General features: G+C 61.0%; 20 protein-coding genes. 12 read left to right on the forward strand and 8 right to left on the reverse strand.

All coding sequences use genetic code 11. The features are described 5' to 3' along the window. Nucleotides 1-166 precede the first annotated feature (166 nt). Together msrA (ATE62_RS01550) and ATE62_RS01555 are read right to left on the reverse strand one after the other, a co-directional pair. Entirely contained in the window at nt 167-766 is a 600-nt protein-coding gene (msrA, locus tag ATE62_RS01550) for a peptide-methionine (S)-S-oxide reductase MsrA (protein ID WP_024350807.1), read from the reverse strand. Beyond that, nucleotides 732-1,958, reverse strand: coding sequence for a bifunctional alpha/beta hydrolase/OsmC family protein (locus ATE62_RS01555; RefSeq protein WP_058454266.1), 1,227 nt, complete (start codon nt 1,956-1,958; stop codon nt 732-734). Before ATE62_RS01555 ends, msrA (ATE62_RS01550) begins: the two co-directional genes overlap by 35 nt. A gap of 226 nt (nt 1,959-2,184) precedes the next feature. Between ATE62_RS01555 and ATE62_RS01560 the strand changes: the two genes are divergently transcribed. From ATE62_RS01560 to ATE62_RS01590, 7 genes are all read left to right on the forward strand, one after another. Further along, a complete protein-coding gene (locus tag ATE62_RS01560) occupies nt 2,185-3,060 on the forward strand; it encodes a LysR family transcriptional regulator (protein WP_024588018.1) in 876 nt (291 codons plus the stop codon). A gap of 148 nt (nt 3,061-3,208) precedes the next feature. Continuing rightward, a complete protein-coding gene (gene msrB / locus ATE62_RS01565) occupies nt 3,209-3,652 on the forward strand; it encodes a peptide-methionine (R)-S-oxide reductase MsrB (RefSeq protein WP_024350804.1) in 444 nt (147 codons plus the stop codon). A 1-nt stretch (nt 3,653) separates the two neighbouring features. Continuing rightward, the gene (msrA, locus tag ATE62_RS01570; RefSeq protein ID WP_058454267.1) at nt 3,654-4,193 is read left to right on the forward strand and encodes a peptide-methionine (S)-S-oxide reductase MsrA; all 540 of its coding nucleotides are present in this window, start codon (nt 3,654-3,656) and stop codon (nt 4,191-4,193) included. Nucleotides 4,194-4,327: 134 nt separating this feature from the next. Further along, on the forward strand, nt 4,328-5,032 hold the full coding sequence (locus ATE62_RS01575) for a glutathione S-transferase N-terminal domain-containing protein (protein ID WP_024350802.1): 705 nt from the start codon (nt 4,328-4,330) through the stop codon (nt 5,030-5,032). Next, nucleotides 5,029-5,997, forward strand: a complete 969-nt coding sequence (locus ATE62_RS01580; RefSeq protein ID WP_058454268.1) for a magnesium and cobalt transport protein CorA — start codon at nt 5,029-5,031, stop codon at nt 5,995-5,997. The genes ATE62_RS01575 and ATE62_RS01580 overlap by 4 nt, the downstream gene beginning before the upstream one ends. 139 nt (nt 5,998-6,136) lie before the next feature. Then, the gene (locus ATE62_RS01585; RefSeq protein WP_231729214.1) at nt 6,137-6,664 is read left to right on the forward strand and encodes a hypothetical protein; all 528 of its coding nucleotides are present in this window, start codon (nt 6,137-6,139) and stop codon (nt 6,662-6,664) included. A gap of 76 nt (nt 6,665-6,740) precedes the next feature. Further along, nucleotides 6,741-7,190: a hypothetical protein gene (locus ATE62_RS01590; RefSeq protein ID WP_024350799.1), complete on the forward strand. Its 450-nt coding sequence runs from the start codon at nt 6,741-6,743 to the stop codon at nt 7,188-7,190. Between the two features lie 106 nt (nt 7,191-7,296). Here the strand turns inward: ATE62_RS01590 and ATE62_RS01595 are convergent, their stop codons facing one another. From ATE62_RS01595 to nadE, 6 genes are all read right to left on the reverse strand, one after another. After that, nucleotides 7,297-7,593, reverse strand: coding sequence for an AzlD domain-containing protein (locus tag ATE62_RS01595; protein WP_058454270.1), 297 nt, complete (start codon nt 7,591-7,593; stop codon nt 7,297-7,299). Beyond that, nucleotides 7,590-8,315: an AzlC family ABC transporter permease gene (locus tag ATE62_RS01600; protein ID WP_024350797.1), complete on the reverse strand. Its 726-nt coding sequence runs from the start codon at nt 8,313-8,315 to the stop codon at nt 7,590-7,592. The genes ATE62_RS01595 and ATE62_RS01600 overlap by 4 nt, the downstream gene beginning before the upstream one ends. 76 nt (nt 8,316-8,391) lie before the next feature. Further along, complete coding sequence (locus ATE62_RS01605; RefSeq protein WP_058454403.1) at nt 8,392-9,651, reverse strand: MFS transporter; 1,260 nt, start codon at nt 9,649-9,651, stop codon at nt 8,392-8,394. An 8-nt stretch (nt 9,652-9,659) separates the two neighbouring features. After that, the gene (locus ATE62_RS01610; protein ID WP_024350795.1) at nt 9,660-10,151 is read right to left on the reverse strand and encodes a DM13 domain-containing protein; all 492 of its coding nucleotides are present in this window, start codon (nt 10,149-10,151) and stop codon (nt 9,660-9,662) included. A gap of 3 nt (nt 10,152-10,154) precedes the next feature. After that, nucleotides 10,155-10,628, reverse strand: coding sequence for a peroxiredoxin family protein (locus ATE62_RS01615; protein WP_024350794.1), 474 nt, complete (start codon nt 10,626-10,628; stop codon nt 10,155-10,157). Between the two features lie 234 nt (nt 10,629-10,862). After that, entirely contained in the window at nt 10,863-11,744 is an 882-nt protein-coding gene (gene nadE, locus ATE62_RS01620) for an ammonia-dependent NAD(+) synthetase (protein WP_058454271.1), read from the reverse strand. Between the two features lie 302 nt (nt 11,745-12,046). On the opposite strand from nadE, the gene ATE62_RS01625 reads away from it, so the two are divergent. The 5 genes from ATE62_RS01625 to ATE62_RS01645 all read left to right on the forward strand — a co-directional run bounded on the left by ATE62_RS01625 (nt 12,047) and on the right by ATE62_RS01645 (nt 16,905). Beyond that, the gene (locus ATE62_RS01625; protein WP_024350792.1) at nt 12,047-12,652 is read left to right on the forward strand and encodes a sulfite oxidase-like oxidoreductase; all 606 of its coding nucleotides are present in this window, start codon (nt 12,047-12,049) and stop codon (nt 12,650-12,652) included. After that, nucleotides 12,645-13,391, forward strand: coding sequence for a ferredoxin reductase (locus ATE62_RS01630; RefSeq protein ID WP_058454272.1), 747 nt, complete (start codon nt 12,645-12,647; stop codon nt 13,389-13,391). The genes ATE62_RS01625 and ATE62_RS01630 overlap by 8 nt, the downstream gene beginning before the upstream one ends. A gap of 72 nt (nt 13,392-13,463) precedes the next feature. After that, nucleotides 13,464-14,477: an NADP-dependent oxidoreductase gene (locus tag ATE62_RS01635; protein ID WP_058454273.1), complete on the forward strand. Its 1,014-nt coding sequence runs from the start codon at nt 13,464-13,466 to the stop codon at nt 14,475-14,477. Between the two features lie 75 nt (nt 14,478-14,552). After that, a complete protein-coding gene (locus ATE62_RS01640) occupies nt 14,553-15,818 on the forward strand; it encodes a thiolase family protein (protein ID WP_058454404.1) in 1,266 nt (421 codons plus the stop codon). A gap of 16 nt (nt 15,819-15,834) precedes the next feature. After that, nucleotides 15,835-16,905, forward strand: a complete 1,071-nt coding sequence (locus ATE62_RS01645; protein ID WP_058454274.1) for an NADP-dependent oxidoreductase — start codon at nt 15,835-15,837, stop codon at nt 16,903-16,905. Nucleotides 16,906-16,928: the final 23 nt, after the last annotated feature.

Raw genomic sequence — 16,928 nt, forward strand, 5'->3', positions numbered from 1 at the left:
GTACAGCACGTCCGCAAGTACCGCCCCGACCAGAAGTCCGCTTCCTGACAAAAGCCCCCACAAGCCGGCGATTACGTATTCGGGTATCATCGCAAGAACCCAGCTGACCTAGCGACGCGGGGCGAGCGCCTTCGCGTCCGTATCGTTGACGATCGTCCCAGCGCGCTCATCGTTTCGCTCGGTCCAATCGCCAAGCCGGTCGCTCGAAGTGGCAGCTATAGCCGCCGGGTCGACGCTGGAGGTACTTCTGATGCTCTGGCTCGGCCTCCCAGAACGGCTCTTCCGGGTTGATCTCGGACACGACAGGTCCCGGCCAGCGCCCCGACGCTTCGATCTCGGCGATTGTCTCCAGAGCAACGTCCATCTGCTTCTCAGACGTGTAGAAAATCGCGGACCGATAGCTTGGCCCGACGTCGTTACCTTGTTGCTCGTATGTCGTCGGATCGTGGATTTGGAAGAAGAGTTCCAGGAGAGCACGATATGTCAGTATCGAAGGATCAAACGTGACCTCCACCGCTTCCGCATGACCATGGTGTCTCGTGTAAGTCGGGTCCGGCATTTCGCCGCCGATGTAGCCGACACGCGTCGTCACGACGCCCTTCGCGCGGCGAAGTAAATCTTCGAGGCCCCAGAAACACCCACCCGCAAGTATCGCTCGCTCGGTTCGCGTCGGCGTCTGGTCGGTAGTGGGCAGACTCTGCATCCGATCAACCTCCGCTCTGTGCACCACATCAGTTCGCCGGCGCCGCACCTGCAGGCTGCGCATCGCTCGAAAGTTCGGTCTGCACATCCGAGCCTCGGACGAGTGTCAGGTCGACCGGACACCGATCCGCGATTTCCAGAATGCGCGCCCGCTGTTCATCGCTGAGCGGCCCATCGAGAGAGACGGTGCGCGTGAAGCGGTCGGGAGGCATCATGTCCGCCACTTTCTCGTGTCGCACGGTCGTCGTCGCTCGCTCCAGCGGGAAGCCTTTGCGGTTCGCGTAAAGACGCATTGTCATCACCGTGCAGGCTGCCAGTCCGGCCGACACCAGTTCGTAAGGAGACAGGCCGCTGCCGAGACCTCCGACCGATTCTGGTTCATCGGCGAACAGCGTGTGCTCGCCACTACGGACCGTGAGTTGGAACTTCCCCGCCAACGTTTCCGACGCCACGACTCCATTCGCTAACTCGACTTGTGGAAGGTCCGCCGCGAGCGGCGGCAGGAAGCGGCTTGCCCACGCTGCGACCATAGCTGAGGCGTAATTCGCATCTTCGACATCGGTGAGAAGGTGATCGGCCGTGTCGAGCGAAACAAAGCTCTTGGGATGGCGCGACGCGACGAAGATGCGCGAGGCGTGCTCGATACCCACGACTTGATCCACCGGTGAATGCATCACAAGCACCGGACGTCGAAGGGCAGCGATAGACCTCTCGATGTCCACTTCGTCGACCGTTTCAAGGAAACTGCGGCGGATCAGGAAGGGCCTGCCAGCAATATCCACCGATGCCTCGCCCTCGCTCGCTATCGCGTCTAGGTCGGCAGGTTGAAAGACGCGCAATATATGCTGAAGATCAGCCGGGGCGCCGATCGTCACTACCGCTGCGATATCCGGCAAGTCGGCGGCGGCTACGATCGCAGCCGTGCCGCCCAGGCTGTGTCCGACAAGGAGGGAGGGGGCCTTACCGGCGACAGCCATGGCCTCCGCGGCGGCCTTAAGATCATCGACGTCGGAAGCGAAGCTTATCGCTTCATCCGCAGAACTCTCGATCCCTGTGCCGGCGAAGTCGAACCGCAAGACGCCGATGCCAGCCCGCGAGAGGGCGCGTGCGATGTACACGGCGGCGCGGCTGTCTTTCCCGCAAGTGAAGCAATGGGCGAAAATAGCCCAGCCGCGAGGCGTACCTTCGGGCGCCTCCAAATACCCGGTTAGATCAGAGCCTCCACCACCGGGAAACGTGAACGGTCTTCCTGTCATAAGCGTCGAGCCTCCCACGGCGACTTAGTGGGTGCACCGGAACCCTTGGGCCCTGGCGGAAGCGCCATCAGGCCCGGACTAGCCGTCCAAGACATTCTTTTTATATGCGTGGCGCATATAGACAAGCCCCTAAAGCGTGATTATATGCGTCGCGCATACTTCTGGTGGCGGTCGAAAAGACCGGTCTTGGAAGCGGCATCATTCACGGCGTGCAGGCCGAAGGGCTATGGAACTCAATCAGGTCAGCTATTTCATCAACTTGGCCGAGACGCTGAATTTTACAGCAGCGGCGCGGTTGAGCGGTGTGTCCCAGCCAAGCCTGACACGCGCGATCCGCCGCTTGGAGGAAGAGCTCGGCGGTCCGCTCATTTATCGCGATGGGAAGAACAGCCGTCTCACCGGCCTTGGCCAGGACGTGGAGGCTGAGTTTCGGCGCATGTTAGTCGCGATGAAAAGTGTTCGGCATCATTCTGAAAACTGGGCCATGGGGAGGCACCGGGTGCTGGACGTAGCCGTCGCCCCGACCGTCGGGCCGAAGCTTTTCACGGCCTTCTTCGAAAGCGCGTTGGCAGAAGTGCCATCGATCGAGATCAAGATGCATTCGCTCGGGGCGAGTGAAGACACATCGGAGGTGCTGTCGGGCAAGTATCACGCATGCATCCTGCCGCGCGAGACGCGGCCGGACCGCAAGCTTGATGTGCGACCTCTGTTCCGTGAGCGCTTCGTACTCGGCTGTTCCGCGAAACACCCGCTCGCGGCGAGCGATATCGTGCGAGGCGAGGACTTGTTGGAGTTCCCGTTCGTTGATCGTCTGAAGTGTGAGTTTCGCGAGCAGATCCTAGACCATTTCGCACGACGGGAGGTGCTGATGCGGCCGCGCTTCCGGTCCGATCGTGACGATTGGGTGCAACGGGTCGTCGCAGACGGCGAGGCCATATGCATCCTTCCGGAGCGGTCGGCTACAGCCCAAGGTCTGGTTACGCGTCCGATCGATGGGTTTGTCCTCGAGCGAGAGGTCGTGATCGCGACGGTCTCTGGCTCCACGGCGCCGGTTGAGATCAGGAAGATCGCGCAGATGGCGGCCAGATACGCGTGGAACTGAACGCCGCTGATCACAGCGGAGCTATCGAAACTATACGCACAGCGTATTGGATAAATATAATTGGCACTGCGATAGTCGAGGTGACCGTCAAGCAAGATAAGATGTCCGTAATGTGCCTTGGCCCTGAAACCAAGTATTGGAGACGATCATGAAGTTTGAAAAGTCTCAGGCAGCGATCGACCGCCTGACCCCCGAGCAACGCCGGATCACCCAGGAAGACGGCACGGAGCGAGCCTTCACCGGTGAATACAACGATAACAAAGAACCGGGCATCTACGTCGATGTCGTGTCCGGAGAGCCGCTTTTCGCATCGACGGACAAGTTCGAGTCGAAATCCGGCTGGCCCAGCTTCACCAAGCCCATCGTCCCCGCGCACGTGAACGAGGTGCGGGACAGTTCGCACGGCATGGTCCGGACGGAAGTTCGATCGGTCCATGGCGACAGCCATCTCGGCCACGTGTTCCCCGACGGTCCGGCCGACCGTGGCGGACTGCGCTATTGCATTAACTCGGCCGCCCTTCGCTTCATCCCGCGCGATGAGATGGAAGCCGAGGGCTACGGCGAATATCTCGATCAGGTGGAGGAGGCGTAACATGCATCAGCGCGCTGTTCTCGCAGGCGGATGTTTTTGGGGCATGCAGGATCTGATCCGCAAGCAGCCCGGCATCGTGTCGACCCGCGTCGGATACACCGGTGGCGACGTCCCGAACGCCACCTATCGCAATCACGGTACTCACGCTGAAGGGATCGAGATCATTTTCGACCCGGCAGCGACAAGTTACCGTAACATCCTGGAATACTTCTTCCAGATCCACGACCCGACGACGAAAGATCGGCAAGGCAACGATCGCGGCCTCTCCTATCGATCCGGCATCTACTATGTGGACGATGAGCAGAAGCGGGTCGCCGAGGAGACGATCGCCGACGTCGACGCCTCCGGACTGTGGGACGGCAAAGTCGTCACCGAAGTCGAGCCTGTCGGCGATTTCTGGGAAGCGGAGCCGGAGCACCAAGACTATCTCGAGAAGCGCCCGGGCGGTTACACGTGCCATTTTCCGCGCGCGAATTGGGTGCTCCCCAAGCGTCAAGACGCTGGTGCTACCCAGCCTACCACCGGAGCGGCAGCAGAATAGCTGCAGCGCCTATCGCGACATAGCGCTCTGCATCGCAAGCAATGGGACCGCATCGGCGAACGATGCGGTCCTCGTACGGCCCCTCAAGCGGTCATGCCGCTTGCCGGCCATCGATTTGGTAGGATTGCCCCAGCATGCCAGACCTTTCGTCATATCCGATCACCAAGCGCTGGCCTGCCTCCAATCCCGATCTCCTGCAGTTCTATGCAGCGCCCACGCCCAACGGCGTCAAGGTCTCCATCATGCTCGAGGAGACCGGCCTGCCATACGAGCCGCACTTTATCGACATCAGCACAAACGAGGCCAAAGACCCCGCTTTCGTGTCGCTGAACCCAAACGGGCGGATCCCTGCGATCATCGATCCGTCAGGGCCCGATGGTGAGCCGCTCGGCGTTTGGGAGTCCGGTGCGATCCTCGTTTACCTCGCCGAGAAGACGGGCCGATTGATCCCACCGGGACAAGCCAGGCGTTATGAGGTGCTGAGTTGGGTATTCTTCCAGATGTCGGCGATCGGCCCGATGTTCGGTCAGCTGGGCTTCTTTCTGCGTTGGGGCGGAAAGGACTACGAGGACAAGCGGCCTCAGCAACGGTTCGCCGACGAGTCCAAGCGCCTGCTGGGGATCTTGGATCGCCAGCTGGATGGGCGCGAGTGGATCGTCGACGACTATTCCATCGCCGACATCGCGACGCTCGGCTGGGTCAATGCCCTGGTCAGCACCTATGACGCCGGTGACCTGTTGCGCATCGCCGAACACCGGAACGTCCGGGGTTGGTTGGATCGCGGCCTCGCTCGACCAGCCGTGCAGCGGGGCCTGGTTATCCCTGCGAGGCCCGCATGAGCGTCATCGCCGCTTACTATTACGACGAGGGTCGCCGCATCCGCGAAGTCGCTATCGACGAGCGGGTTGAGCTCGACAAGAACCGATCTGGCTTCTGCTGGATTGGGCTCAGCGAGCCTTCGGAAAGCGAACTCAGGGCGCTTCAGTCGACCTACAATCTGCATCCATTGGCGATTGATAACGCGATGCATCCGATGTGCCCGCCGAAGCTCGAAGTCTATAACGGCGAGCTTTACGTCGTCGCTCAGACGGCCGAGCTGGTTGGGGACCGCATACGCTACGGCAAGACCGCGATCTTCACTGGTCACAACCATCTGATCACCGTGCGTCACGGCAACGCCGGAGCGCTTGGCAATCTTCGCGAGCAGCTTGAGGGTTCGCCTGCTCAGTTTGGTAAGGGTGTCGACTACGTCCTGCATGCCATCCTTCACCGCATCGTCGATCAGTATCTGCCGATCTTCGAAATGATCGAGGACGACGTGCTCGCGATGGAGAGGCGATCGCTCGACGACTTCCTGGGGCGGGCGGAGGTCGCGCGCATCTTCGGCTTGCGATGCGAATTGACGCGTTTCCAGCGAACCCTTGGCGCTATGGCGGAACTGGTGCGCAAGCTCGTTCGCGGACATTTCCCGTGCATCAGCGCTGAGGTGCGGCCGTACTTCAACGATGTCGCCGACCATGTCGATCGGGTCCAGTCCATGGTCGATGGCCTCCTCCAGGTGCTGTCCACGGTCTTCGAATTCAGCAGCCTTCTTGAGGCGCAGAGGACAGGCGTCATCACGCGCCAGCTCGCTGCCTGGGCGGCGATCCTCGCGGTCCCTACGGCCATCGCGGGCATATATGGAATGAACTTCAGGAACATGCCGGAGCTGGACACAGCTTACGGCTATTTCGTCGTGCTCGGCCTAATGCTGACGTTCTGTCTTTTCCTGTTCGTCCGCTTCAAGCGAGCCAAGTGGCTATGATGGTGCTCCGCATCTTCAGTGCTGGTCGGTCACGGAGCCAAAGCGCGCCTTCGGTCGGCGCGCAACCCCTACAATCCGAACTCGAGGTGCATTGATGACAACTCCAGTGAGAGACGTTCTGGACGCCGTACAGTCCTTCGTGGCTAAGGGCTATGACCGAGAGTACCGTGTGAAGGACGGCGCTCTTGTCGATCTCGAACTCGGATCGACCCTCGACGCGTGCAGCATTCGTGTCGATGCCGCATTACGCCTTGAGAGCGGCGATGGAGCCGAAGACGCCTCGAACATCTACGCCATCACAGATCCGGCGACCGAGCATAAAGGTCTGCTTATCGATGCCTTCGATGTGTTCGACGAGATATGTCACCGTGACCTGTCCGAACGGCTTCTTGAGCATCGTGAAACAGCTCCGGCCGGTGACGCCGACGTGCCGAGCAAGCATGGGCTGCGCAAAGTCTACAAAAGCGAGTTTGATCGCGACCCTGAGCGTTACGTTTTGCGGGAAGGCTTCCCTGACTTTCCGGCATGCCCGTTCGGGGGAGCCTTCAGCATCCTCGGCTTCGATACAGCAGAACAATCATACGTCTGGCTCGTGACGAGCATTATTCGGGATCCCCGGCTGATCAGGATTCCCTACCAGGGCGAAGACGTTATTACCGACGAATGATGTCGGCGGAGCGCGGGAAACCCAGACCCCAACGATGGATGGGATGCCCCTTAAGGTCAAAAATAACGAGGCAGAGATGGACTGGAACAAGGACCATATTCGCGAGACAATGCTGTCGCTTGAAACCGCGGCGCTGCAAAGCGCTCGCAAGAAGTATCTGGATTACGTCTCCACCGCGCGCCTCGATCGCAGCGAGCCGATCGAGAACGACGAGCAGGCGCAAGCCGAGGTGGCGAGCGACTTTGCTGAGGCGCTCGATGACACTCTCGATGACTATGTTGATAAGCTCGACAAACTCCGGACAATCGATTTTGGACCAAAGTCAGAAGTCTCGGAAGGCGCCGTCGTCAAGCTGTCCGGTAAGCACTTCGTCATTTCGGTCTCGACTGGCAGGTTCATTTGTCATGGGCAGGAACTGATGGGCATCTCGACGATGGCCCCGATCTACGAGGCGATCGAAGGCGCGCGAGCCGGGGAAACGGTGCAGTTCAATGGCCGCGATTTGACCGTGGAGGCTGTTGCGTAGGCGAGGACCCGCGGTCCTCGGATCGTGAGTGCGGGCCATCGACGTTCGCAGCCTTACTGGACGACATCCGGCCTCCCCATTGCCGCTTCTCTCAGATGATCGGCACTTACGAGCTAAGCCACCCCAGACCTGCGTAGGCGAGCATTCCCAATACCATCGCCACGATGACCTGGTTCGTGGCGATCGCTGCACCCAGCGCGACACCGGCCGCGATCCAGGTTGGAGGTGGCTGACCGATCAACGACGACGCGACCAAGCTGACCACGATCAGCCCAGGCAACTCGTCCAGAACCCAAGCCTGCCTGGAAACCCTAATTCGTTCACCGGCAATCAATCCGGCGACCCGGATCGCAAACGCAGCCACAACGAGCAAACTGACAACACCCCAGTGCGAAGCGCTCATCGGGCTGCCGCCTCGATCCTGCGCTTCAAGAAGGTCACCACCAAGCCGAAGAATGCGCCGACGATGATCCCGTAAGCTTTGGGCATGCCGAGCGAGATGACGGCCATGGTCGCTGCCGCGGCCATGGTCCATGGCAGAACTTGGGAACGTCCCCGCCACAGACCTCGCGCCATCGCAATGAAGGCCGCCGTGAACGCGAAGCTCAGGCCAAAGCGTCCGAGATCGGGCAGCGCGGCGCCAAGCAAGGCCCCGAGCGTCGTGGAGGCTGTCCACATGGAGATGTTCACCAGCCCTGAGCCTATGAGGAATGGTGCTCCGACATCGGGGGACTTCGCCCGCTCGGACATCGTCAAAGCCCAGTTCTCGTCGCCAGTAATGTGGATGGCGAAGAGCTTCTTCCTCAGCGACAAGCCGGCCAACACCTCGGATAAAGAGGCGATGATGCCGACATAGCGCAGGTTGAGTGACGCACCGGCCAGAACCGCGCCCAACACGACACCTGTGGAAGCGAACTGCTCAACCGCGATGATTTGCGAAGAGCCCGCATGGGTAGAGGCGCTCATGATCGCGACGCCCCACCACGGGAAACCTACCTGTACGGCCAGGAAACCAAAGGCCAAGCCGTACACGCTGGCCCCCAAGGCCAACGGGAGGATGGCGATCGCCCCCCGTTTAGCCTCGTATGCGTTTCTCGCGGCTAGAGCGTTCACGCTCTCATCCATGACACGTTCCGCCTTGTTCTCAGCCAGGCTCCTCTAACAGCCGACTGGCAATCCTTCGGTCGTCGGCATAGGCGTCTCAGCGGCGCTGATCCGCCGGGGTTCGTATCATCGCGTCGAGCGACCCGGTGATCATCGCCGTGCTCGGGCAGCGTGTTGCTCTCGTCTTGACCGAGCGGTCTGAGTGCCTGCGGACACCGGCCAAGACCGCCAGGGCAGTCAGCAGTGCCGCTGCGTAGAGGAACAGGCCGCCAGGGCCGAGGAGGTCCATCACCAGGCCTCCGATGAGCGGCCCGGCGGCGGTTCCGATCCCGTTGAGTAGGAGAAGTCCGCGAGCGGTCCCCAGCAGCCGACCCGCAGGAAGGTCGTCATTCGCAACGGCAAGGCATAGCGAATAGATGGGAATACCGAAGCCGCCGAACAGCGCGCCCGCCGCAAGTAGCACAGGCAGAGGCGCCTCCGCAGCCAGCGCTACGCCGATCGCAGCCGCCGCGGAAGCCAGGGCGGCGCCGGCAATGACGAGTGTCCGCGACACGCGGTCCGATAGCCATCCCAATGGCCACTGCAGCACGAGCGTTCCACCAAGGACCGCAGCCATGAACGCAGAAATGCCGCCCACATCGAGGCCAATCCTCTGCGCAAAATTGGGGCCTAGTCCCCAGAAGCCGCCGATGGCCAGGCCGGCTAGGAAAACGCCGACCGACGGAAGGGGCGAAATTGCAACGAGATCGCGAAAGGCGACGGGCTCCTGTTGAACCTCGGCCGGGGGATGACTGGGCAGTAGCGTGACGGGGACGACGGCCGCAGATATCAGCAGCGAGACGAACAGGAATAGCGTCACGTCTGCAGGCGGCGCGATGTTGAGCAGCGCTTGACCAAGGGCCCATGAACCCATCGAAACAACGCCGAAGATCGACAAAAGCTGACCGCGCGTGGATTGAATCGCGTGCGCGTTGAGCCAACTCTCAGTCGCTAGGATCATGCCTGCATAGGCGAAGCCGGTCACAAGGCGAAGCGGCATCCATACGTTCGCCTCCACGAATGCGACATGAAGAAGAGCCGTCATTGAGGCGATCGCGGCGAAGCCAGCGAAAGTCCTCACATGGCCCACGGACACGATCATCTTGGGCAGCGTGAGAGCGCCAATGGTGAAGCCCGCAAAGTATAGGGACATCATCGCGCTGATCGTTTGAGCTGAAAAGCCTTCCTCCCCAGCCCTCACGATCAGGAGCGTACCCAGTAGACCATTGCCCAAGAGCAACGTGGCGACGCTCAACAATAGCGCTGCGACCGGCGCCAAAACGAGCCCCCGCGCGCAGGCCGCCTTCACGCTGTTCATCGCCTGACTCATTTCCGAGCCTGGCGCGGAGGCTGATACGCCGCAGAACTGATGAACTGATCAAAGGCTTCGCACCAGATGACAACGGCGCTGTAGTCGCGAACGTCGATGTCGGCGGGCACCTCCATAATGAAGCCGTTGAACGTCCTCACATCGCCGACCCGGGCCGACGCGTCCTTGATCGCGAGGAACGCTTCCTCGGTCTCGACGAAGTGCGGGGCGAGATAAAGCTTGTAGTCCGGCCCGGGAGAGAGACGGCCGATGTGTGCGATCCGGTGAGGCAGGATCTGCACTTCGCCTTCACCCCAGTGCAGCAGGTCGCTGCCGGCTAGATCACGAGAAAGCTTTCCCGAATAGAGCGCCTCAGGCGTCGAACTCCTCAACGCAGCTTCAGTGGGCGACGCCGGCGCGGTGAGGATAGGCAGCGTGTAGATGCCGGCAGCAAAGCCTGTGATGCCAACGACGAAGTGGGTGCAGGCTAGAATGAGCCACCGTGGCATGTTTCACGAGCTCTCCAAATTTGCCACCAAACGATCCGCGTCCAGGTGGAAATCCGAAAAGACGATGCGACCGTCGGCATTGATGACCGTGAACCACGGCGTTCCCCGTGTCCGGTAATCCTCCATGAACGTTGGAAACGCAGCACCAGGCGGCGGTTCGTCGTGCCCGAAGGCGACGGGGAGACGGTACTCCACCTGATTGATGCGCAACTTGTCGAATGTATTTTCGTGCGCTCCTTCGAAGACCGTCTGGATCACTGCGAATCCGACGCCTCTGGACTCCAGCGCACCATGCAATTTCTGCAGTGTGGGAAACCCATGCAGATGGCAGCCCCTGCACCAGTGCTGAAACGCGAAAAGGATCTTCGGCCCTACGCCAAGATCCGATAGCTTGATCGGCGTCTGAAGGTCGCTTCCATCCACGGCGATCCACCGATGAATGCGAAGCTCTGGCGCTTGACGATCGGCCGCGCTCATCCCTCTCTCCGAACACGAAGCATGTGCCCGACGTGCAGCGAAAACTCGCGAGCGCAGGGGAACTGCTATACTTCACCGCCCCACGGCCCGAGCGTCAAATAGTCGATAAGACCAAAATCTTGTCTCGACTATACCCGACGAGGCCACGAGTTTACGTGGATGACTATGAATTCCAACGCCGGTCTTTTCCAATAGCGGCGTGACATAGTTTCTATGTCCTAGGCGGGAGCAAATTTAGCGTCCGTTCGACCCTTGCGGCGCCAGAAGCTGCACGTTGGAGGCCACAGGCAGCGCGCGCTTATGCGCGGTGGCTCGGTACGCTCTTTGGATCGTCTCGACCGCCGCCTGGGCCACACCCCTTCCTTCGAGGTAATCGTCTATCTCATCATAGGTCACGCCGTAGGCGTCTTCGTCGGGGTGTAACGGCATCGCGTCATCCAAATCTGCCGTGGGAACCTTACTGATCAGTTCCGCCGGGGCGCCCAGATGAGACGCGATCGCGCGAACGCGCCGCTTATTGAGACCGGCGAGAGGGAGAACATCGGCCGCGCCATCGCCGAACTTTGTGAAGAAACCCATCACCGCTTCGGCTGCATGGTCCGTGCCAATCACAAGGCCGCCCAGGGTCCCCGCGAGAGCAAACTGGGCGACCATCCGTTGGCGTGCCTTGATGTTCCCGAGCACCGTACTGCGCAGGCCGGGGTCGGCGGACTCGTAATTGGAGCCTGTCATCTCGCTCCACAGCGCGTCGGTCGCGGGCTTTATATTGATCACCGCAACGCGGTCGGGCCTGATGGCTGACAAGGCAAGCTGAGCATCGCGCTCGTCCATCTGTTCGCCATAGGGCAGCCGCACCGCTACAAACTCGCATTCGTACCCGATCTGACGCAGATCCTTCACGGCCGATTGCGCGATTAGGCCCGCCGTCAGGGAATCGACGCCGCCGCTGATTCCAAGCACATACGCTCGCTGCCCCGACGACCTCAGATAGTCGCGGAGGAAGGCGGCGCGTTCTACCGCCTCGCGTCGGGCATCGAACGACGCCGAAACGCCGAGCGCTGCGATAATCTCGTCTTGGATGGGAATGACGACCTCCTGGGCACGCCGCAGTCGCATGCTGGCGACCTCACCTCGCGAAGCTTCTCTGTCCCACGAGCCATAACGCTCACGCAATACCGATTCAAAGCTATCGAAACTATAGCGACAGGGCATTGGGAAAGCAGTCTGATATAAAGCTATAGTCGAGGCGGGATTATCGCGAGTCATAGTGATGAATTGCGTGTCTCTACTGATTTAACACCCGGTTGTCTGAACATCAGCTTTGCGATCCGCTCGATATCTTTCCTTTGCGAGGGTCATCTACGCATTAGCCTGAGATGAAGTCGGTCGGTCTGTCGTGACGAGCAAGGGGGTTCGGCATGGTCACCAGAGGTTTCACCGGCCGCGGTTCAGGCGGCGACCACGAGGGCCGTATTCCGCCAGGTCAACATCTCGTGGAGAACTTTCCCGTTCTTACCGCTGGGCCAACGCCTCGTATCGAGACGTCCGACTGGAAGTTCACGGTCAAGATCGGTCCGAGACCCGTGAAGGTCTGGAGTTGGAGTGAATTCAACGCCCTTCCAAAGACCAAAGTGACCAAAGACATTCACTGCGTCACGTCCTGGTCCAAGCTCGACACGAAGTGGGAAGGCGTGCTGATCGAGGACATCCTCGCTGACGCTGAAGTTAAACAGCCAACAGACTTCGTTCTCGCGCACTGCTACGATGGCTATTCGACGAATGTTCCGCTCGCGGACATGTTGTCCGGCAAAGCTATGGTCGCGCTGAGCTACGCGGGCCAGCCGCTTCCCCGCGACCATGGCGGACCGGCGCGCCTTCTTGTTCCGCATCTCTACTTCTGGAAGTCCGCCAAGTGGGTGAATGCGCTGCAGTTCACCACTCGCGACGAGGCCGGGTTCTGGGAGTTGCGCGGTTATCACATCTACGGTGATCCGTGGCGCGAGCAACGGTACACCCATGACTGAGTTCGATGCGCAACCCGCGTCGTGGCAGTCAGGCGTGATCGACGAAATCGTCCAACAGACACCGAGTATCAAGAGCTTTTTCCTGCGGTTGCAGGAACCATTCGTCCATACAGCAGGCCAGCACGTCGACGTCCGGCTGACCGCCCCAGACGGCTATCAGGCGATGCGCAGTTATTCGATCGCATCGTCGGCGGGCTCTTCACCGATCCTGGAACTCGCCATCGAGCGCCTGCCGAATGGCGAAGTTTCGCCATTCTTCCACGACGTCGCCGCAGCCGGCGACGAGATCGAACTCAGGGGACCGCTTGGAGGCCACTTTCTTTGGCCCGAGCCTACCGACAAGCCGGTGCTGCTGATCGGCGCAGGTTCAGGCGTGGTGCCGCTGATGGCGATGATCCGGCAGCGTCGGGCATCGGCACAGGCCGTTCCAGTCGCTCTGCTCTTGTCGGCGCGAACCGCTGAGGACGTGCTCTTCTCCAGCGAACTCCACTCAATCGAGATGAGCGATCCCACGTTCATCTTGACGCTCGCGATTACGCGAGAAGCGCCAACGCGCGCCTCGGACTATGGCCGACGGATCGACGATGGGATGGTCCAGGCGACAATCGCACGTCTCGGTCGCGACCCGGGCCACGTGTTCGTTTGCGGGTCGAACGGTTTCGTCAACATCGCGACGGACAGCGCATTGTCGGCAGGGCTGGGCGTCTCGATCATCAAGACCGAGCGCTACGGTGGGTAGGGGCGGCCAGATGATCGCATCCCATCACGCGGGAGCGCCCAGCTCAAGCTCTGTCCGGGAAAGGCTTCGCGCATGACCATCATGGCCCGTCAATTTCACCTTAAAAGTCGTCCCGAAGGGCTACCGCAGGCCAACAACTTCGAACTCGTCGAGCAGGATCTCCCCGCGCCAGAGCGAGGACAACTGCTCGTCGCCAACCGGTGGCTCTCCGTTGACCCTTACATGCGCGGCCGCATGACCGGTCGAGAAAGCTATATGCCGCCCTTCCAAGTTGGCGAGCCTCTGGATGGCGCCGCGATCGGCGTCATAGTCGAAAGCAAGGATGAACGGTTCAGCCCTGGCGAGGTCGTGAGCCACTTTGCCGGCTGGCGCGACCGCGCGATCATCGACGCCGCATCCGCTACTAAGATCGATACGACGATTCCAGAGCAGGCGTATCTGGGCCCGCTCGGTTTCCCAGGCTTCGCCGCCTACATCGGCATGCTCCAGATCGGAAAGCCGCGAGCTGGCGAAACTGTGTTCGTGTCAGCAGCAGCGGGTTCGGTCGGATCGCTCGCTGTCCAAATCGCAAAGATCAAGGAATGCCGAGTCGTTGCGTCCGCGGGCGGCGAGGACAAATTGCGTTGGCTGCGCGAGGAAGCAGGCGCTGATGCCACGATAAACTACAAGAATACGGACGACATGGTCGCAGCACTTCGCGAAGCTGCGCCTAAGGGTGTCGACATCTATTTCGACAACGTCGGTGGCACGCACCTGGAAGCGGCGCTTGAGGCGGCCAATGACTTCGCACGCTTCGCTCTGTGCGGAATGATCGAGCAATACAATAGCGAGCCGGTCGGTCCCCGCAATATCTATGCGGTTATTGAGAAGAGCCTCCTGCTGCAAGGCTTCGTCACCATCCACAACATGTCGGTTTGGGAGGATTTCCAGCGCGACGTCACCCGGTGGATCGCCGATGGGAAGGTCAAATGGCAGGAGACGGTTGTTCACGGCCTCGAGAGAACCCCTTCGGCGTTCCTCGATCTCTTCGCCGGAAAAAACATCGGAAAGATGGTCATCGACCTCAGGGATGGGGAGACGCCCTGACGGGCGGCGCCTGCCGTCAGCGGACCGCACCACGCCACCTCGTCTAATTAAAATCTTTTGCTTTGGGAGATCACCGTGAGCCGCTTCGCTGAACCAGTTTTCATAGCCGCAGGCTTGCGGACACCATTCGGCCGTGGCGGAGGAGCGCTGGCAAATTATGACGCGGCCTCATTGTCAGTGCCAGTCGTCCAAGAAATGGCGAAGCTTGCGGAGCCCGATCTGTCGATCTGGGGAACCGTCATCCCGAACCTGGGCTGGAGCAATATCGCTCGCGAAATCTGGCTGGACGCGAAGCTCAACCCCAACGTTCCAGCATTCTCCGTAGTCCTAGCGTGCTCGACCAGCATGACCGCGAGCTTCGCCGCAGCCGGGATGCTCGGCGGCGGGCTCAACCTGATACTGGTCGGCGGGTCTGAGGTCATGAGCCGACCATCGCTCGCTCTCACCGCTGAGGCATCTAAACGACTCACCGATCTCTTCGCGCAGGATCCGGCCGCAGCACTTGCCGCCCTGGGGGCGTTGACCCCTCAAGACTATGTGCTCCCCACGAAGGGCTGGGCCAACCGCCTTACGGGCAGGACGATGGGCGATCACATGGAGGAGACCGCCAAGGCGTGGCGCATCTCGCGTGAGGCTCAGGATGACTGGGCTCTAAAAAGCCACCAGCGCGCCGTCGCCGGCTGGAACGGCGGCTTCTTCGATGACCTCGTGATCTCGTTGCCGGAGCTTTCCCGCGATGCGAACCCGCGCGCGGACACATCCGCCGAACGTCTATCCGGTTTGAAGCCCGCCTTCGATCGTGAGAGCGGAATGGGTAGCCTGACAGCCGGCAACAGCTCCCCCATCACGGATGGGGCGGCCGGCTGTTGGGTGTCCAACGAGGAGGGTCTGAAGAGGCTGCCCGATGGCACGCCCTATGCGCGGATAATCGACTACGAAGTCTCGGCGGTCGACCTGCGCACGGAGGGGCTGCTGATGGCGCCGTCATATGCCATTCCACGACTTCTCGCGCGCCATCACCTTGGCTTCGCCGACATCGCACTTTGGGAAATCCACGAGGCCTTCGCGGCACAGGTGCTGGCCAACGTCGCGGCCATCACCGATCCGAACTGGGTCCGAGAGAAGGCCCGTGTTTCGGCTGAGATGGGCAACTTCGATTGGGATCGCGTCAATCCGAACGGCGGCTCGGTAGCCATCGGACATCCCTTCGGCGCGACCGGCGCGCGTGATCTCAGCCAAGCTGTGAAAGAGCTGTGGGCCATGCCGGTCGGATCTCGAGGGATCGTCAGCATCTGCGCCGATGGTGGTCAAGGCACTGTCGCCCTCCTCGAACGCATCTGATCGGAGGACGAAAAAAATGAAGGCGATCCGCTTCCATGAGTTCGGCGCTCCCGATGTTCTTCGCTATGAGGACGCGCCGACACCTGTGATAAAGCCGGGAGAGGTGCTCGTCCGTGTACAAGCGGCAGGCCTCAACCCGCCCGACTGGTATCTCCGCGAGGGATACAAGGCTCTGCCGCCCGAGTGGCGGCCGTCGGTGACATTCCCCGCCATACCGGGCTCGGATGTGTCCGGGATCGTCGAGAAGGTCGCCGACGATGTGACCGCGTTCTCGCCGGGCGATGAAGTTTTCGGAATGATCCGCTTTCCCAGCTTCGGCGAGAGCCTGGGATACGCCGAGTATGTTTCCGCGCCTGCTTCCGACCTTGCGGCCAAGCCCCGACACCTGGACCACATTCATGCAGCCGCCGTTCCCATGTCGGGGCTGACCGCTTGGCAGTTCCTGATCGAGCTAGGCCATAACGAGCAGAACCCGCTGCAGTCCGAGCGCCACAGCCCGGTCCCGTTGGCTGGGAAGAGCGTTATGATCAACGGCGCTGCAGGGGGTGTCGGTCATCTGGCATTGCAGTTGGCAAAGCACGAAGGCGCGCGTGTCATCGCTGTCGCTTCAACCCGGCACGAAGCGTTCCTCCGCGAACTGGGTGCCGACGAGTTCATCGACTACACGAAGACCAAACCCGAAGACGATGTGCGAGACATCGATCTTGTCGTCGATGCCGTCGGAGGTCCGACCTCCGGCCGCTTCCTTCGGACCATACGTCGGGGCGGAGCGCTGTTCCCGATTTTTCCCCTTGGTTTTGCCGGACATGATGAAGCTGCCGACCGGGGAGTGACCGTTTCGGCGACGCAGGTGCGTTCCAGTGGCGACCAGTTGGCCAAGCTAGCTCGCTTGCTCGACAGCGGTGCGGTTCGCGTCGCCGTCGACAGCACATACCCTCTTTCCGAAGCAGCCGCCGCTCACGAACGCGCAGAGGCAGGCCATATCCAGGGCAAGATCGTCCTCGCCGTCGGTGACCCCATCGCCGATCAGAGCGGCCAAGCGGGCGTGCCGTCATCGCAGTGGCCGCCCCGCATGAGGGGGCACTGACATGACGCGGGAAACGCCGATGA

The organism is Sphingopyxis sp. HIX (assembly GCF_001468285.1).
In the GTDB taxonomy this organism is placed as follows: Bacteria; Pseudomonadota; Alphaproteobacteria; order Sphingomonadales; family Sphingomonadaceae; genus Sphingopyxis.

Bases quoted from the DNA above. Each gene is read 5' to 3' on its own strand.
- msrA (WP_024350807.1), bottom strand. From the start codon at position 766: ATGCGCAGCCTGCAGGTGCGGCGCCGGCGAACTGATGTGGTGCACAGA.
- ATE62_RS01555 (WP_058454266.1), bottom strand. From the start codon at position 1,958: ATGACAGGAAGACCGTTCACGTTTCCCGGTGGTGGAGGCTCTGATCTA.
- ATE62_RS01560 (WP_024588018.1), top strand. From the start codon at position 2,185: ATGGAACTCAATCAGGTCAGCTATTTCATCAACTTGGCCGAGACGCTG.
- msrB (WP_024350804.1), top strand. From the start codon at position 3,209: ATGAAGTTTGAAAAGTCTCAGGCAGCGATCGACCGCCTGACCCCCGAG.
- msrA (WP_058454267.1), top strand. From the start codon at position 3,654: ATGCATCAGCGCGCTGTTCTCGCAGGCGGATGTTTTTGGGGCATGCAG.
- ATE62_RS01575 (WP_024350802.1), top strand. From the start codon at position 4,328: ATGCCAGACCTTTCGTCATATCCGATCACCAAGCGCTGGCCTGCCTCC.
- ATE62_RS01580 (WP_058454268.1), top strand. From the start codon at position 5,029: ATGAGCGTCATCGCCGCTTACTATTACGACGAGGGTCGCCGCATCCGC.
- ATE62_RS01590 (WP_024350799.1), top strand. From the start codon at position 6,741: ATGGACTGGAACAAGGACCATATTCGCGAGACAATGCTGTCGCTTGAA.
- ATE62_RS01595 (WP_058454270.1), bottom strand. From the start codon at position 7,593: ATGAGCGCTTCGCACTGGGGTGTTGTCAGTTTGCTCGTTGTGGCTGCG.
- ATE62_RS01600 (WP_024350797.1), bottom strand. From the start codon at position 8,315: ATGGATGAGAGCGTGAACGCTCTAGCCGCGAGAAACGCATACGAGGCT.
- ATE62_RS01605 (WP_058454403.1), bottom strand. From the start codon at position 9,651: ATGAACAGCGTGAAGGCGGCCTGCGCGCGGGGGCTCGTTTTGGCGCCG.
- ATE62_RS01610 (WP_024350795.1), bottom strand. From the start codon at position 10,151: ATGCCACGGTGGCTCATTCTAGCCTGCACCCACTTCGTCGTTGGCATC.
- ATE62_RS01615 (WP_024350794.1), bottom strand. From the start codon at position 10,628: ATGAGCGCGGCCGATCGTCAAGCGCCAGAGCTTCGCATTCATCGGTGG.
- nadE (WP_058454271.1), bottom strand. From the start codon at position 11,744: ATGCGACTGCGGCGTGCCCAGGAGGTCGTCATTCCCATCCAAGACGAG.
- ATE62_RS01625 (WP_024350792.1), top strand. From the start codon at position 12,047: ATGGTCACCAGAGGTTTCACCGGCCGCGGTTCAGGCGGCGACCACGAG.
- ATE62_RS01630 (WP_058454272.1), top strand. From the start codon at position 12,645: ATGACTGAGTTCGATGCGCAACCCGCGTCGTGGCAGTCAGGCGTGATC.
- ATE62_RS01635 (WP_058454273.1), top strand. From the start codon at position 13,464: ATGACCATCATGGCCCGTCAATTTCACCTTAAAAGTCGTCCCGAAGGG.
- ATE62_RS01645 (WP_058454274.1), top strand. From the start codon at position 15,835: ATGAAGGCGATCCGCTTCCATGAGTTCGGCGCTCCCGATGTTCTTCGC.